The organism is Novosphingobium sp. SG751A, assembly GCF_013149295.1.
GTDB lineage: Bacteria > Pseudomonadota > Alphaproteobacteria > Sphingomonadales > Sphingomonadaceae > Novosphingobium.
In genome coordinates this window covers 137,140-152,698 of record NZ_JABGCB010000005.1, presented here as the reverse complement: position 1 = coordinate 152,698, position 15,559 = coordinate 137,140, and the positions used below count along the sequence as shown (strand labels likewise).

General features: G+C 63.5%; 11 protein-coding genes. 6 read left to right on the top strand and 5 right to left on the bottom strand.

Annotated features, from left to right (window positions below; all coding sequences use genetic code 11):
- The first annotated feature begins 93 nt into the window (after window positions 1–93).
- Entirely contained in the window at window positions 94–1,869 is a 1,776-nt protein-coding gene (locus FHW96_RS08475) for a sensor domain-containing diguanylate cyclase (protein ID WP_172340119.1), read from the top strand.
- Here FHW96_RS08475 and FHW96_RS08470 read toward each other — a convergent pair.
- Entirely contained in the window at window positions 1,866–2,303 is a 438-nt protein-coding gene (locus tag FHW96_RS08470; RefSeq protein ID WP_172340118.1) for a helix-turn-helix domain-containing protein, read from the bottom strand. The genes FHW96_RS08475 and FHW96_RS08470 overlap by 4 nt on opposite strands.
- Window positions 2,304–2,363: 60 nt before the next feature.
- On the opposite strand from FHW96_RS08470, the gene FHW96_RS08465 reads away from it, so the two are divergent.
- On the top strand, window positions 2,364–2,972 hold the full coding sequence (locus FHW96_RS08465; protein ID WP_172340117.1) for an NAD(P)-dependent oxidoreductase: 609 nt from the start codon (window positions 2,364–2,366) through the stop codon (window positions 2,970–2,972).
- On the opposite strand, the gene FHW96_RS08460 is transcribed toward FHW96_RS08465, so the two are convergent.
- Window positions 2,969–4,369, bottom strand: a complete 1,401-nt coding sequence (locus FHW96_RS08460) for a short-chain fatty acyl-CoA regulator family protein (protein WP_172340116.1) — start codon at window positions 4,367–4,369, stop codon at window positions 2,969–2,971. The two genes, FHW96_RS08465 and FHW96_RS08460, sit on opposite strands and share 4 nt — an antisense overlap.
- A 117-nt stretch (window positions 4,370–4,486) precedes the next feature.
- On the opposite strand from FHW96_RS08460, the gene FHW96_RS08455 reads away from it, so the two are divergent.
- Genes FHW96_RS08455 through FHW96_RS08440 form a run of 4 tightly spaced genes read left to right on the top strand, consistent with a single transcriptional unit; the run spans window position 4,487 to window position 10,620 of the window.
- Window positions 4,487–6,013: an acyl-CoA carboxylase subunit beta gene (locus tag FHW96_RS08455; protein WP_168603334.1), complete on the top strand. Its 1,527-nt coding sequence runs from the start codon at window positions 4,487–4,489 to the stop codon at window positions 6,011–6,013.
- A gap of 14 nt (window positions 6,014–6,027) precedes the next feature.
- Window positions 6,028–6,477: a methylmalonyl-CoA epimerase gene (gene mce / locus FHW96_RS08450; protein WP_172340115.1), complete on the top strand. Its 450-nt coding sequence runs from the start codon at window positions 6,028–6,030 to the stop codon at window positions 6,475–6,477.
- Window positions 6,464–8,602, top strand: coding sequence for a methylmalonyl-CoA mutase (scpA, locus tag FHW96_RS08445; protein ID WP_172340114.1), 2,139 nt, complete (start codon window positions 6,464–6,466; stop codon window positions 8,600–8,602). Before mce ends, scpA begins: the two co-directional genes overlap by 14 nt.
- A 5-nt stretch (window positions 8,603–8,607) precedes the next feature.
- Entirely contained in the window at window positions 8,608–10,620 is a 2,013-nt protein-coding gene (locus tag FHW96_RS08440) for an acetyl/propionyl/methylcrotonyl-CoA carboxylase subunit alpha (RefSeq protein ID WP_172340113.1), read from the top strand.
- Window positions 10,621–10,680: 60 nt separating this feature from the next.
- Here FHW96_RS08440 and FHW96_RS08435 read toward each other — a convergent pair whose 3' ends face one another.
- The 3 genes from FHW96_RS08435 to FHW96_RS08425 all read right to left on the bottom strand — a co-directional run bounded on the left by FHW96_RS08435 (window position 10,681) and on the right by FHW96_RS08425 (window position 15,546).
- On the bottom strand, window positions 10,681–10,941 hold the full coding sequence (locus tag FHW96_RS08435) for a hypothetical protein (RefSeq protein WP_172340112.1): 261 nt from the start codon (window positions 10,939–10,941) through the stop codon (window positions 10,681–10,683).
- 130 nt (window positions 10,942–11,071) lie between these two features.
- Window positions 11,072–12,247 (bottom strand): DUF445 domain-containing protein, encoded by a 1,176-nt coding sequence (locus FHW96_RS08430; RefSeq protein ID WP_172340273.1) that lies wholly within the window; start codon window positions 12,245–12,247, stop codon window positions 11,072–11,074.
- Window positions 12,248–12,348: 101 nt separating this feature from the next.
- On the bottom strand, window positions 12,349–15,546 hold the full coding sequence (locus FHW96_RS08425) for an efflux RND transporter permease subunit (RefSeq protein ID WP_172340111.1): 3,198 nt from the start codon (window positions 15,544–15,546) through the stop codon (window positions 12,349–12,351).
- Window positions 15,547–15,559: the final 13 nt, after the last annotated feature.

The following is a 15,559-nucleotide window of genomic DNA, read 5'->3' as shown; positions in this document are numbered from 1 at the left end:
TTTTGCATCGGCGGCATGACGGCGGCTGCACGGCCTGCCGAATCGCTTGCGGTGACGATGCTTTCTTAAACTTTTGCATGGCAGGTTGCGCCCATGAGTGCCCGAGTCCGCGCCTTGCTCTTGAAATATTTTGGGCAGAGCCTGCTGCTGTGTCCGATTTATTTTGCCAGCGCGCTGCTCGCCCTGCAACTGACGCGCTTTAACGGCGGGGTGGCGATTGTCTGGCCGGCGGGCGCGGTGCTGTTCTCGGCGCTGGCCGCGATGCCGCATCGGCGCTGGGCGGCGGCGCTGCTTTTATGCTTTCCGGCGGGCGCGCTGGCCATCGCCCTGCGCGGGTTTGGCGGGGTCTATACGCTGCCCCTGACGCTGGCCGGACTATTCGAGGCATGGCTGGCCGCCAGCCTGCTGCGCCGCATCGCCCCGCGCTTCACACGGTTTGAATCGATCCGTGATGTGGCCGGCTTTCTGCTGGTGGCCGGGTTTATCGCGCCCGCCGCCTCGGCCTTTATCGGCGCATGGGCCGCGCATGGCGCCACGGGCACCCCCTTTTTCATCGCCTGGCGCGACTGGTTCGGCGCCCATGCGCTCAGCCTCGTCACCTTTGCCCCGCCGATCTTTCTGGTGCTGCGGCGCCGCCGTCTTGATACGACCAAATTCAACCGTGAGCGCCTGCCCGAAGCGCTGATCCTGCTGGGCGCGGTATCTCTGGCCACGCTGGCCACCTTTGGGCAAAGCCGCGTTCCGCTGGTCGTCGTGCCGCTGGTGCCGATGGTGGCGGCCACATTCCGACTGGGGCGGATTGGGGCGGTGGCCTCGCTGCTGGTGCTGATCTGCGGCGGATTGATCGGTACGATGACAGGCCATGGGCCAACGATGCTGCTCCATCTGGACATGTCGACCAAGCTGCTGGTGTTGCAGATCTATTTCGCCTGCGTGGTGCTGATCCTACTGCCGGTGGCGGCAGAGCTGGAATCGCGCCGCCGCCTGATGCAAAGCCTGCGCGATGCCGAAGCGCTGCACCGTCTGATTGTCGAGCGGACCGGCGATGTCATCATGCGGGTCAATATTGACGGCACTTTACGCTCAGTGTCGGACGCCGGGGCACGGCTGTGGGGCTATCAGGCCGAGGAACTGCTGGGCCGCTCGGCCTATGACCTGATTCATCCCGAGGATGAACAGGCCGTGTTCGACGCCCGCTTTCAGGCGCTGTGCGAGCCGGAGGGCACGGTGGCGGTCGAATGCCGGGTGATTGGCAAGGATGGCGGATCGACCTGGGTGGAAAGCCATCTGTGCGCCACGCTGAACCGGCGCGGTGTGCCCAATGGCACGGTGTCGATCATCCGCGATAATTCGGCACGGCGGCGGCTGATCGAAAATCTGGCGCATGAGGCCAACACCGATCCGCTGACCGGGCTTGCCAATCGGCGCGCCTTTGACCGGGCGCTGGCCCGCGATGTGGCGGAGGGCAGGGACTCTTGTCTGGCGCTGTTCGACCTCGACCATTTCAAGCGGATCAACGATGTCCATGGCCATGCCACGGGCGACCGGATGCTGACGCTGTTCGCCACTTTGCTGTGCGGCACGGTGCGCGCGGGCGATGTGGTGGCGCGGCTGGGCGGCGAGGAATTCGGCGTGCTGCTGCGCGATGTTTCGCTGGAACAGGCGGGGGTGATTTGCGAGCGTGTGCGCACCCGTCTGGCCGAAAGCGAGGGGCGTTCAGTCGTGGGCGAGCTGGTGCGCGCAACTGTCAGCGTGGGACTGACCCGGCTGAGTGTCGATCTGACGGTGGAAGAGGCCTTTCGCCAGGCCGATGCCGCGCTTTACAGCGCCAAGCATAATGGCCGCAACCAGATGGCCATTGCGGCCTAATCGGCCATCCGCAGATCATAGGCGACCTGCGCCTGCGCCACCGCGCCCATCCGCGTTTCGGCCCAATCGATCAGCCATTGCAGCGCCCCCAGCAATTCGCGCCCCAGCGGGGTGATCGCATAGGTCACGCTGACCGGCACAGTGGGTTCGACATGGCGGGTGATCAGCCCGTCGCGCTCCAGCGTGCGCAAGGTCTGAGCCAGCATCTTTTGCGAAATGCCATCAACCCGGCGTTTGAGCGCGCTGAACCGCATCTCGCCCTCGCCCAACATGCCGAGCAGGAGAATGCTCCATTTATCTCCCACCCGGTCGAGCAATTGGCGCGTGGGGCAATTGCGCGCGAAAACATCGCCGCGCCTGCCGGTCGCCCCCGGCGCCCCATCAAGGGTGGTTACGTCGAGGTAAGCTGGTGAAAGAAAAGTGCCGTCTTGCATGATGCGTTTCCATAGCACACTTGGTCACCATTGGAAACCAAGCAAGCAGGAGCGTTGAAAATGAAAGTTGCAGTGTTGGGCGCCAGTGGCCGCGCAGGATCGGAAATCACCAAGGAACTGGCCGGGCGCGGGCATCAGGTGGTGGCCATCGCCCGCAAGCCCGAAGCCATTCCCGCCGCCGATGGCGTGAGCGCGGTGCAGGGCGATGCCTCGGACCCGGCCGTGCTGGCGGGCCTGATCGCAGGCGTCGATGCCGTCATCAGCGCGCTGCATTTCGATGTGTCGGCCGAAACGCTGCTTTCCGCCCTGCGTCAGGCGGGCGTGGGCCGTTTGCTGATCACGGGCGGCGCGGCCAGCCTCAAGCTGCCCTCGGGCGAGCGTTTGATCGACGGGCCGGATTTCCCCGAAGCGTGGAAGGGCGCGGCGATGGGGGGCATTACCTTCCTTGACGACCTGCGCGGCGTGGCCGACATTGACTGGACCTTCTTCTCCCCCGCCGCCTTCATTTTCGAAGGGCCGCGCCTTGGCACCTATCGCGGCGGCAAGGACGATCTGGTCGTGGACGCGGCGGGCGAGAGCAAGATCAGCTTTGCCGACTATGCCATCGCCATGGTCGATGAACTGGAAGCCCATAACCACCCGCGCGCGCGCTTTACCGCCGCATACTAATCCAGAATGCGATAGGGGATGAAGCCGCGCTGGTTGGTGGTGATGTCGATAGCCTTGTCATTGGGCGGATAGGCGCGCTGATGGCAATCGTGGCGCGAGCAGATGCGGCAGGAAATGCCGATCCGCGCCACGGCCTCCTCGCATTCCAGATTGAGCGTGTCGGCATAGATGAACTCGCTGGCCAGCGTGACTTCACACCCCAGCACCACCGCATAGCGGCGCGGCGGGCGGAAATAGGCGTCCGAGGGTTTGACCAGCCCCTTGGCGAGGAACACAAAACGCCGCCCCTCGGGCATCTCGGCCACTTGCAGATGGATGCGGTCGGGAATAGCCACCGCCTCATGCGCGATCCACAGCGGGCAGGCCCCGCCGAAACGCGCGAATTGCAACCCGTTGGCCGCGTGGCGCTTGGTGATATTGCCCGCCATGTCGATGCGGCAAAAGGCGATCGGCACGCCGCGCTGGTGCGGGCGTTGCAGGTTGGACAGGCGGTGGCAGGTCTGTTCGAAACTGGTGCCGAAGATCTGGCGCAAGCCGTCGATGTCATGGCGCAGCCGCCGCGCCGCATCGCGAAACGGGCGATAGGGCATCAGCAGCGCCCCTGCGGCATAATTGGTCAGCCCCACCGAGAGCAGATTCCGCGCGGTCTGGGTGCGCATGCCGCCCTTTTCCACCGTCTCGGCAATCTCCTGCGCCAGCGCGATGGCGCATAGCTGATAGGCCAGTTGAAAGCGCAGGCTCTCATGGGGCTGGCCCGCATTCAGCGTCAATTCGCGGCGGGATTGGTCATAATGGCGGATCGGCGCACCGGGCAGATGGCGCAGCGTGATGCCCTGCCGGTCGAACCATGCGGTCAATTGCGCGGTATCGGGCGTGGGCAGATGGCGCGAGAGGGCGCCCGCCATGGCCTCGGCGCTGGAATCGATCAGATGGACGTAATTGTCGGCCAGATGGAACCAGTCGCGCACCTCCTCCCACGGCAGGCGCCCGCCCGAAACGCTGTCGGCCCCCAGCGCCTCGTCCATCGCGGCCAGACGGGCGGAATCGCGTTTGTGGAGGCGGTAGAGATGGGCAAATTGCTCGGCAAATTGGGGGAACTGGTCGGCCACGCGCTCGATCTGATCGGCGGGCAGATCGCGCAGCAAAGGATCGGCGGCGGCTTCCAGCAATTCGGTGACGATGGGCTCGACCGGGGTTTCGGCCATGTCGGCCCAATCCACCGGGAAGATCTCGCGCACCCTTTCGGCCAGCGCCAGCGTCATGGGCCGCGTGTCATTTTCCAATTGCGAGAGATAGGGCGTGCTGATCCCCAGCCTTTGCGCCAGCGCGCCCTGTTTCAGGCCATGATCCTCGCGCAGGGCTTTAAGGAATCGCCCTGCATAGAGCCGCCTTTTCATGTCGTCCTCTCGCTAATTTTTGCAAATTCTTCCTTTGCAAATTTGCAACATTACTGTGGACGGGTCAAGCTGAATGGCCCATCCCGCGCGTTAAGTGGTTTTGCAAGAGGATGGCCGATGAGCGCGAATGTGGCAGAGATGGAGCGGCGGCGGGCGGCGGCCCGGATGGGCGGCGGCCAGAAGCGGATCGATGCCCAGCATGCCAAGGGCAAGCTGACCGCACGCGAACGCCTCAAGGTTCTGCTCGACGAGGGCAGCTTTGAAGAAGTCGACATGTATGTCGAACATAATTGCGTCGATTTCGGCATGCCCGACAATACGATCCCCGGCGACGGCGTGGTCACGGGGTCCGGCACGATCAACGGCCGCCTCGTTTTCGTGTTTTCACAGGATTTCACCGTGTTTGGCGGGGCGGTTTCCGAACGCCACGCGATGAAGATCTGCAAGATCATGGATATGGCCATGAAGGTCGGCGCCCCGGTCATCGGCCTTAACGATTCGGGCGGCGCGCGCATTCAGGAAGGCGTGGCCTCGCTGGGCGGCTATGCCGAGATTTTCCAGCGCAATGTGCTGGCCTCGGGCGTGGTGCCCCAGCTCAGCCTCATTATGGGGCCTTGCGCCGGCGGCGCGGTGTACAGCCCCGCCATGACCGACTTCATCTTCATGGTGAAGGACAGCTCTTACATGTTCGTCACCGGCCCCGATGTGGTCAAAACCGTGACGAATGAGGTGGTGACGCAAGAGGAGTTGGGTGGCGCGATCACGCACAGCACCAAGACCAGCGTGGCCGATCTGGCGCTGGAGAATGACATCGAGGCGCTGCTGACGGCGCGCGAATTCTTCGACTTCCTGCCCCTGTCGAACAAGGAAGAAGTGCCCGAGCGCCCCAATGCCGACCCGTGGGACCGCATCGAGGACAGCCTCGACACGGTGATCCCGGCCAGCGCAACCCAGCCTTATGATATGAAGGAAGTGATCCGCAAGACGCTGGACGAGGGTGATTTCTTTGAAATCCAGCCCGGCCATGCGGGTAATATCATCTGCGGCTTTGGCCGGATCGAGGGCAAGACCGTGGGTGTCGTCGCCAATCAGCCTTTGGTGCTGGCGGGCGTGCTGGACATCAATTCGTCGAAGAAGGCGGCGCGTTTCGTACGCTTCTGTGACGCGTTCAACATCCCGATCCTGACCTTTGTCGATGTTCCCGGCTTCCTGCCCGGCACTGCGCAAGAGCATAATGGCATCATCAAGCACGGCGCCAAGCTGCTCTTCGCCTATGCCGAGGCGACCGTGCCCAAGATCACCATCATCACCCGCAAGGCCTATGGCGGCGCCTATGACGTGATGGCCTCCAAGCATCTGCGCGGCGATCTGAATTACGCATGGCCCACCGCCGAAATCGCGGTGATGGGCGCCAAGGGCGCGGTGGAGATCATCTTCCGCGGCCTGCCCGCCGAGGCGCAGGCGGAAAAGGTCAAGGAATATGAAGACCGCTTCGCCAACCCGTTTGTGGCGGCCAGCAAGGGCTTCATCGACGAGGTGATCCACCCGCATTCGACGCGGCGGCGGATCGCGCTGGGCCTGCGCAAATTGCGCAACAAGGCGCTGGAGAACCCTTGGAAGAAGCACGACAATATTCCGCTCTAAGCGGGGAGGATGCCATGAAACTCGGACGTTTGAACCACGTCGGCGTGGCCGTGCCATCCATGGCCGATGCCATTGCCTATTACCGCGATGTGATGGGGGCCACCCTCATCACCGAGCCTTTCGACATGCCCGAACAGGGCGTGAAGGTCGCTTTCGTCAACACCCCCCAGCAATCGGGCGCGCTTGGCAGCGATGGCGGCACGCAGATCGAGCTGATCGAACCGCTGGGCGAGAGCAGTCCCATCGCCGGCTTCATCGCCAAGAACCACGCAGGCGGCCAGCACCACCTCTGTTACGAGGTCGAGGATATCGAAGCCGCGCGCGCATGGTTCACCGCCCAAGGCAAGCGCATCCTAGGCCCCACGCGCATCGGCGCGCATGGCACGCCGATCTTCTTCCTGCACCCCAAGGACATGCTGGGGCAGCTCACCGAAATCATGGAGACGCCCCGTGGCCAACATTGATAACTGGCAGGCGCTGGCCGCCAAAGAGGTCAAGGGCAAGGACCTGAACTGGCAGACGCCCGATGGGATCACGGTCAAGCCGCTCTATACGGCGGAAGACGTGAGCGTTGATCCCGGCCTGCCCGGCTTTGCGCCCTTTACGCGCGGCGTGCGCGCCAGCATGTATGCCGGGCGCCCTTGGACGATCCGCCAATATGCGGGCTTTTCGACGGCCGAGGAATCGAACGCCTTCTATCGCCGCAATCTGGCGGCGGGGCAAAAGGGCCTGTCGGTCGCTTTCGACCTTGCCACCCATCGCGGCTATGACAGCGACCACCCCCGCGTGGTGGGCGATGTCGGCAAGGCGGGCGTGGCCATCGATTCGGTCGAGGACATGAAGATCCTGTTCGACGGCATTCCCCTTGGCGAAATGTCGGTGTCGATGACGATGAACGGCGCGGTGATCCCGATCCTGGCCTTCTTCATCGTTGCGGGCGAGGAACAGGGCGTGCCGGTCGAAAAGCTGGACGGGACCATTCAGAATGACATTCTGAAGGAGTTCATGGTCCGCAACACCTATATCTATCCGCCCGAACCGTCGATGCGGATCATTTCGGACATCTTTGGCTATACCAGCGCCAATATGCCGAAATTCAACAGCATTTCGATCTCCGGCTATCACATGCAGGAGGCCGGCGCGACGCAGGTGCAGGAACTGGCCTTCACCATCGCGGACGGTATCGAATATGTGAAATATGGCGTGGCCTCGGGCCTCGACATCGACAAATTCGCCGGGCGCCTCTCGTTCTTTTTCGCCATCGGCATGAATTTCTTCATGGAGGTCGCCAAGCTGCGCGCCGCGCGCGTCTTGTGGCACCGGGCCATGACCAAGCTGGGCGCGCAGGACGAGCGCAGCAAGATGCTGCGCACCCATTGCCAGACCAGCGGCGTGTCCTTGCAGGAGCAGGACCCCTATAACAACGTCATCCGCACCACGATCGAGGCGATGGCCGCGATGCTGGGCGGCACGCAGTCGCTCCACACCAATGCGCTTGATGAAGCGATTGCGCTGCCCACCGATTTCTCCGCCCGCATCGCGCGCAACACACAGATCGTGATTCAGGAAGAAACGGGCATGTGCAATGTGGTCGATCCGCTGGGTGGATCGTATTACATTGAATCGCTGACCCAGCAGTTGGTCGATGCCGCGCAAGCCATCATCGACCGCGTGGAAGGCGAAGGCGGCATGGCCAAGGCCGTGGGCGCAGGCTGGCCCAAGGCGATGATCGAGGAAGCAGCCGCGGCCCGTCAGGCGCGCGTCGACCGGGGCGAGGATGTCATCGTCGGCGTCAACAAATACCGCCTTGCCGCCGAGGACCGGATCGAGACGCTCGACATCGACAACCATGTCGTGCGCGAGGCGCAGATCGCCCGGATCAAGGCGGTGAAAGCCGCCCGTGACGAGGGCGCCTGTCAGGCCGCTCTGCGCGCCGTCACACAGGGCGCGCGCGAAGGCGGCAACCTGCTGGCGCTGGCCGTCGAGGCCGCCCGCCACCGCGCCACTCTGGGCGAAATCAGCAGCGCGATGGAGGAGGTCTTCGGCCGCCACGGCACGGTGCCCACCCCGGTCAAGGGCGTCTATGGCGCGGCCTATGCGGGCGATGAGCGCTATCAACAGATCCTCGACGGCGTCGAGGCCGTCTCCCGCCGTCTGGAGCGCAAGCCCCGCATGCTGGTGGCCAAGATGGGGCAGGATGGGCATGATCGCGGCGCCAATGTCATCGCCTCGGCCTTTACCGACATGGGCTTTGACGTGACCTCCGGCCCGCTGTTCCAGACTCCCGAAGAAGCCTGCGCGCTGGCGCTGGAAAAGGGCGTCGATGCGGTAGGGGCCTCCTCGCTTGCCGCAGGCCACAAGACGCTGATCCCGCAACTTATCAACCTGTTGCGCGAGGCCGGACGGCCCGACATCAAGGTCGTGGCGGGCGGCGTCATCCCGCCGCAGGACTATGAATTCCTGCGCGAGGCCGGGGTGCAGGGCATCTATGGGCCGGGGTCCAACGTGCTCGATTGCGCGGCCGACATGCTGCGCCTGCTGGGCCACAATATGCCGCCGCTGGGCAGCGAACTGGAAAAGGCGGAGTAAAGCCGATGTTCAAGAAAATCCTCATCGCCAATCGCGGCGAAATCGCCTGTCGCGTCATCAAGACCGCGCGCCGGATGGGCATTGCCACGGTGGCGGTCTATTCCGACGCCGACGCCCGCGCGCCTTTCGTGCAGATGGCCGATGAAGCCGTGCATATCGGCCCCTCGCCCGCCGCGCAGTCCTATCTGATTGCCGACAAGATCATCGAGGCCTGCAAGGCCACCGGGGCCGAGGCGGTTCATCCCGGCTATGGCTTCCTGTCGGAACGCACCTCTTTCGCCGAAGCTTTGGCCAAGGAAAACATCGCCTTTATCGGCCCGCCCGTGGGCGCGATTGCCGCGATGGGCGACAAGATTGAATCGAAGAAGCTGGCCAAATCGGCGGGCGTCAATGTCGTCCCCGGCTTTGTCGGCGAAATCCGCGACACCGATCACGCGGTCGAGATCAGCAATGATATCGGCTATCCGGTGATGATGAAAGCCAGCGCGGGCGGCGGCGGCAAGGGCATGCGCCTCGCCTTTTCCGAAAGGGACGTGCGCGAGGGCTTTGAAAGCGTGAAGCGCGAAGGGCTGAACTCGTTCGGCGATGATCGCGTCTTTATCGAAAAGTTCATTCAGGACCCGCGCCATATCGAGATCCAGATCCTGGGCGATCAGCACGGCAATATCCTTTACCTGAACGAGCGCGAATGCTCGATCCAGCGCCGCCACCAGAAGGTGGTGGAAGAAGCCCCCTCGCCCTTCGTGTCGCCCGCCATGCGCAAGGCCATGGGCGAGCAATGCGTCGCCCTGTCGCGCGCGGTGGGCTATTACAGCGCGGGCACGGTCGAACTGATCGTTTCGGGCGCGGACAAGACCGGCGAGAGCTTCTACTTCCTCGAAATGAACACCCGCCTTCAGGTCGAGCATCCGGTCACCGAAGCGATCACCGGCATCGACCTTGTCGAACAGATGATCCGCGTGGCCTATGGCGAGAAACTGACCATCACGCAGGACGATGTGAAGATCGACGGCTGGGCGATCGAAAACCGCGTCTATGCCGAAGACCCCTATCGCGGCTTCCTGCCCAGCACGGGCCGCCTGTCGCGCTATCGCCCGCCCGTCGATGGGTGGAGCGATGATGGCGGGCGCCGGGGCATTGACGGCGTGCGCGTGGATGACGGCGTCTATGAGGGCGGCGAAGTCTCGATGTTCTATGATCCCATGATCGCCAAGCTGATCACCTGGGGCGAAACCCGCGACGAGGCTGCCGACAAGCAGATCGCCGCGCTCGACCAGTTCGAAATCGAGGGGTTGGGCCATAACATCGACTTCGTTTCGGCCATCATGCAGCATCCCCGCTTCCGCAGCGGCGAACTGACCACCGGCTTCATCGCCGAGGAATATCCCGAGGGCTTCCACGGCGCGGCCACCGATACGCAGACGCTGGCCCATATCGCTGCCGTTTCGGGCTTTATCGCCACCGCGCGGGCCGACCGCGCGCGGCAGGTCGATGGGCAACTGGCCCATGTGCTGGCCCCGCCGTCGGAATGGTCGGTGCGGCTGGATGGCGAAAAATTCGCCGTCAGCGTCGATACCGACAGCGTGCGCGTGAATGGCACAGAGGTCGATCTGGCGATGGAATATACGCCCGGCGACCATCTGATCGTGGCCGAAATCGGCGAGGAAGTGCTGGGGCTGAAGATCGAGCCGACGCGCACCGGGCTGAAAGTGACCACGCGCGGCGCGATTCACAAGGTCGAGATCCTGCCCGCCCATGTCGCGGCGCTGGCCGACCACATGATCGAAATGATCCCGCCCGATCTCTCGAAATTCCTGATCTGTCCGATGCCGGGCCTGCTGGTGTCGCTGAATGTCAAGGAAGGCGACAAGGTCGAGGCGGGCCAGCCGCTGGCCGTGGTCGAGGCGATGAAGATGGAAAACATCCTGCGCGCGGAAAAATCGGCCACCATCGGCAAGATCAACGCCAAGCCTGGCGAGAGTCTGCCGGTCGATTACATAATTCTGGAACTTGAATAGAGTTAAGGCGAGGCGGCGGGGAGCCCTTGACCGGGTTTCCCGTCGTTTATTGGCCGCCGTTTATTTGCCCGAAAGTTCGGCGTCCAATTCGATCAGGCGACGACAGGCCGCCAGCGCGCCGGGCTCATCGCCTGCGGCCAGATGGGCGGCAAAGGCCGCGCATTCGCTCTGCCCTTCGCGGGTTTTCTGAAACCCCGCCACCATGGCCAGCGGGCGCAGCAAGTCCACCCGCGCGCGCCAGTCTTCACCCTCGCGGCTGAGCAGATCGAGCGTTTTACTGTAAAGGCACTGAACAGCATCGGCTCGTTTGCACGCGCCCATACAATCGCAATTGATAGCCTGAGCAGTAGCCTGCACATCTTTTAAGTCAAAATTAATCATATTGCCTGTAATCCCGCTCATCTGCGCATCACAGATTGCGATCATCAACGCACGAGGCGCGAAATCGTTCCTATAATAGCTTCTCTATAGAGTGAAGCAGCAATCCGACGATTCCACCTACCAGCGTGCCATTGATACGGATAAATTGCAGGTCGCGCCCCACCGCGCCCTCGATCCGTTCCGAAACGGTACGCGCATCCCACCGGCGCACCGTGTCCGACACCAGCTTCACAATGCCCGCCCCATGGCGCACCGCCAGCCCGGCCAGCGAACGGCGTGCGAATCGGTTAACCTGATGGCGCAGCCGCGCATCGGTCTGCAAGCCCGCGCCAAACCCGGCCAGCCCCGCGCCCATCCGCCCCTGCAACAACCCGCCCGGATGGCTCAGCGCCTCGATGGCCGCGCCGCGTGCGCGCTCCCACAAGCCATCGATCCACGCCCCCATTGCGCGATTGGCCAATATCTCGGCCTTCATCCGCGCCACCTTGGCCTGCATCGCGGGATCGTGGCGCAGATCATGGGCAAGCCCCGCCAGCAGATCCTCCAGCTTGGTCCGCAAGGGATGCTGCGGATCGACAATGCATTCGGCCAGCATCTTATACAGGCCATCAAGGATCGTATTGGCCAGCGTCTCGTCCAGCCCGGTCCAGCGCAGCAGCGTATGCGCCCGGTCATGGATCATCTTGCGCAAGAGATCCTCATTGGCCTCCAGCGTGATCCCTGTCCAGCGCAGCATGGCCTCGATCACGCCGCGATGGCGGCCATCGGCCATCGCCCCTTCCAGCAACTGTCCCAGCAAGGGCGCCAGATCGAGCCGCTCCAATTGTCCGCGCACGGTGGATTTGAGCATATCGCCCAGTTGCTCGCCCGGCAGCGATTGCAGCATATCGCCCAGCAGGCCCGCCGCCCCCTGACGCAGGCGTGGTTCGCCGCTTTCTCCCGGATCGGCCAGAAAACCACCCAAAGCCCCCGCCACATCCAGCCCCGACAAACGCCGCGCCACCACCTGAGGCGTAAGGAAATTGGCGCGCAGAAAGCCCGCCATGCTCTCGGCAATCTGGTCCTTTTTGGCCGGGATGATCGCGGTATGGGGGATAGGCAGCCCCATCGGATGGCGAAACAGCGCCGTCACCGCAAACCAGTCGGCCAGCGCGCCCACCATGGCGGCTTCGGAAAAGGCCTTGGCCCATTCCCAGCCGGGATGGAGCGGCGCAAAATGACGGGACAGCAGGTAAAGCCCCGCCATCCCCACCAGCAACCCATGCGCCAGCCAGCGCACGCGAACAGCCTGCCGATTTCCGGCCCCGCTCTCCACGCCCAGCCAGCGCGATAAACTGCGTTCCTGTCTCACTCGGCAGGGGTTACTCCAGCATGAGCATCAGGTCTATGCTCAGAATCATAGGCGTGCTCAGGTTCATAGGTCAGCAGACCGCGCCGCAATTTCGGCCCGATCCGTTTCTCAAACCCGTCGGCCAGGCTGAAGGCGGCAGGCACGATCAGCAGCGTGAGCACCGTGGACAGCGTCAGCCCGCCGATCACCACCACACCCATCGGCGCGCGAAACGCCGCATCGCCCGACAGCGACATGGCCGCCGGGATCATCCCGGCCGTCATCGCCACCGTGGTCATCACGATGGGCTGGGCGCGCTTGTGCCCCGCCTCGATGATGGCGTCGAACTTGTTGGCGCCGCGCTGCATTTCCTCGATGGCAAAGTCGATCAGCAGGATCGAGTTTTTCGCCACAATCCCGAACAGCATCAATATGCCGATATAGACTGGCATCGAGATCGGCATATCCAGCAGCGCCAGCAAGAGCAGCCCGCCCAAAGGCGCCAGAAACAGCGAGGCCATATTGACCAGCGGCGACACGACCCGGTGATAGAGCAGCACCAGCACCGCAAACACCAGCCCGATCCCCGCCGGCACCGCCAGCGCCAGATTGACGATCATCTCCTGCTGCCACTTGGCCTCGCCATAGGCGGTGTTCGACACGCCCGCGGGCAGGTTCTTCATGATCGGCAGCGCTTTCACCTTCTTTTCCGCGTCGCCCTTGATGACGCCCGGCGCCAGATCCGCGCCGATAAAGATGCGGCGCTCCTGATTATAGCGCTGGATGGTCGAGGGGCCGGAGCCGAAGGTGATGTCGGCCACGCGGCTCAAAGGCACCGAGCCGCCCGAGGCCGTGGGCACCGGCAGATTGGCGATATTCGACAGATCGCGCCGCGCTTCCTCGGGCAGACGCACGCGGATCGGCACCTGACGGTCGGAAAGCGAGAATTTGGCGGCGTTCTGGTCGATCTCGCCAATCGTGGCGATGCGGATCGCCTGACTGAGCGAGGAGGTCGAAATGCCAAGGCTGGCGGCCAGATCCATATGCGGCACGATCACCACTTCGGGGCGGCGCATGTCGCCCGAAATGCGCGGGGCGACCAGCTCGTGCATCCCCTTCATCTGCTCAACCAATTGCGCCGCCGTCTTGTCCAGCAGCGCCGGGTCCGAACTCGACAGCATGATCTCCAGCCCGCGCCCGGTGGAAGAGCCGCCATTGTTGCTGGCCTGGAATGTGATGCGCGCATCGGCAATGCCCTGCACCGTGGGGGTGACTTCGCGCTCGAACTGCTTGGTGTGGATCTTGCGATCCTTTTTCAGCATGATCATCACGCGGGCGTTGCCCTCGTTCACCCGTTCGAGCACCTGATCGGCCTCGGGCCGCCGGCGCACGATGGCGGCCACCTGATCGGCCACCGCCTCGGTCTGAGCCAGCGTGGTGCCGGGGACCATTTCGATTCGCAATTGGGTGAAATCGCTGTTCTCATCGGGGAACATCGAGGTGGGCATGGCGATGAACAGCACGATGGTCAGCGCGAAACAGCCCAGCGCGACGCCGATCATCCAAATGCGATGATCGCGCATCCGGGCGCGCAGATGGTCACGCCACGACAGATGCCCCTTTTCCGCCAGCAACTGCGCTCGCAAGGCCCGCGCACCCGACACATCGAGCGACCAGTGCAGCACGCGCAGATAGTAATCCATCATCCGCCCGCCGCCATGCTCGGCTGTGCCATGGCTTTTCAGGAAATAGGCCGCCACCATCGGCGTGATCATCCGCGCCACGGCCAGCGACATCAGCACCGAGACAACCACCGTCAGGCCGAAATTCTTGAAGAAAGCCCCCGATACGCCCGGCATCAGCCCGACCGGCAAGAACACCGCCGCAATCGAGCAGGTGGTCGCCACCACCGCCAGACCGATCTCGTCGGCCGCATCGATCGCGGCCTGATAGGCGGTTTTGCCCATGCGCATATGCCGGACGATATTCTCGATCTCGACGATGGCATCGTCGACCAGCACCCCCGCGACCAGGCCCAGCGCCAGCAGGCTCATCGTATTAAGCGTGAAGCCGAACCAGACCTTCATGAACCAGAAGGTGGGGATGGCCGAAAGCGGGATGGCGATGGCCGAAACCACCGTCGCGCGCCAGTCGCGCAGGAAGAAGAACACCACGATCACCGCCAGAACGGCGCCTTCGACCATGGATTCCATCGAGGATTCGTACTGCTTCTTGGTATAGGAAACCTGGTTGAACAATTCGGTGAAATGGACGCCGGGCCGCTCCTTGGCGATCTTGTCCAGTTCGACCATCGACTTGTCATAAACCGACACGTCCGAGGCCCCGCGCGCGCGCGCGATGGAGAAGGTCACGACCTGCTTGCCGTTGACCTTGCCCAGCGAGGTGATTTCGCCCCATGCGTCGCGCACCGTGGCGATATCGGCCAGTTTGACCACCCGCCCGGCCACCGGAATATCGGCCTGGCTCAGCGCAAAGGCATCCTGCGCATTGCCCAGCACGCGCACCGATTGCCGCGTGCCGCCGATTTCCGCCTTGCCGCCCGCCGCGTTCAGGTTGAGCGCGCGCAAAGCCGCATTGACCTGCGGCGCGGTGACGCCAAAGGCCTGCATCCGCGCCGGGTCGAGCGTCACGAGAATCTCGCGGTTGACGCCCCCGTTGCGCTTGATTTCGGCCACGCCCTCCACGCCCAGCAGGCGCCGCGCCACCGTATCATCGATAAACCACGAGAGCTGCTCGATGGTCATATCCTCGGCCGAAACAGCGAAATAGGCGATGGGGTTGGTCGAAGTGTTCACCTTGAACACCTGCGGCTCCAAAATGCCGTCGGGCAGATTGCCGCGCGCCTGATCGACCGCGTTCTTCACCTCGGCAACGGCCGCGTTAATGTCCTCGCCCAGCTGGAATTCCACCATCGTCTGGCTGTTGCCTTCCGATGCGGTCGAACTGATCGAGGACACGCCCGAAATCGTGCGCACCGCGCCTTCAATGCGCTGGGTGATCTGGGTCTCGATTTCGGTCGGGGCCGCGCCCGGCTGGGTAATCGAGACCACCACGATGGGGAATTCGATGTCGGGCTGGTCCTGGATCTCCATCCGGGCGAAACTGATGACGCCCATCAGCATCATGGCCACAAAGATCACGATGGGCACCACCGGATGGCGGATCGACCATGCGGAAAGATTGCGGAAGTTCATCGGTCCGGCCCCC

What these genes read in the sequence shown, in the direction of transcription:
- FHW96_RS08440 (WP_172340113.1), top strand. Translation starts at nt 8,608, where the DNA reads ATGTTCAAGAAAATCCTCATCGCCAATCGCGGCGAAATCGCCTGTCGC.
- FHW96_RS08470 (WP_172340118.1), bottom strand. Translation starts at nt 2,303, where the DNA reads ATGCAAGACGGCACTTTTCTTTCACCAGCTTACCTCGACGTAACCACC.
- FHW96_RS08460 (WP_172340116.1), bottom strand. Translation starts at nt 4,369, where the DNA reads ATGAAAAGGCGGCTCTATGCAGGGCGATTCCTTAAAGCCCTGCGCGAG.
- FHW96_RS08455 (WP_168603334.1), top strand. Translation starts at nt 4,487, where the DNA reads ATGAGCGCGAATGTGGCAGAGATGGAGCGGCGGCGGGCGGCGGCCCGG.
- mce (WP_172340115.1), top strand. Translation starts at nt 6,028, where the DNA reads ATGAAACTCGGACGTTTGAACCACGTCGGCGTGGCCGTGCCATCCATG.
- FHW96_RS08465 (WP_172340117.1), top strand. Translation starts at nt 2,364, where the DNA reads ATGAAAGTTGCAGTGTTGGGCGCCAGTGGCCGCGCAGGATCGGAAATC.
- FHW96_RS08435 (WP_172340112.1), bottom strand. Translation starts at nt 10,941, where the DNA reads ATGGGCGCGTGCAAACGAGCCGATGCTGTTCAGTGCCTTTACAGTAAA.
- FHW96_RS08475 (WP_172340119.1), top strand. Translation starts at nt 94, where the DNA reads ATGAGTGCCCGAGTCCGCGCCTTGCTCTTGAAATATTTTGGGCAGAGC.
- FHW96_RS08425 (WP_172340111.1), bottom strand. Translation starts at nt 15,546, where the DNA reads ATGAACTTCCGCAATCTTTCCGCATGGTCGATCCGCCATCCGGTGGTG.
- FHW96_RS08430 (WP_172340273.1), bottom strand. Translation starts at nt 12,247, where the DNA reads ATGGCGGGGCTTTACCTGCTGTCCCGTCATTTTGCGCCGCTCCATCCC.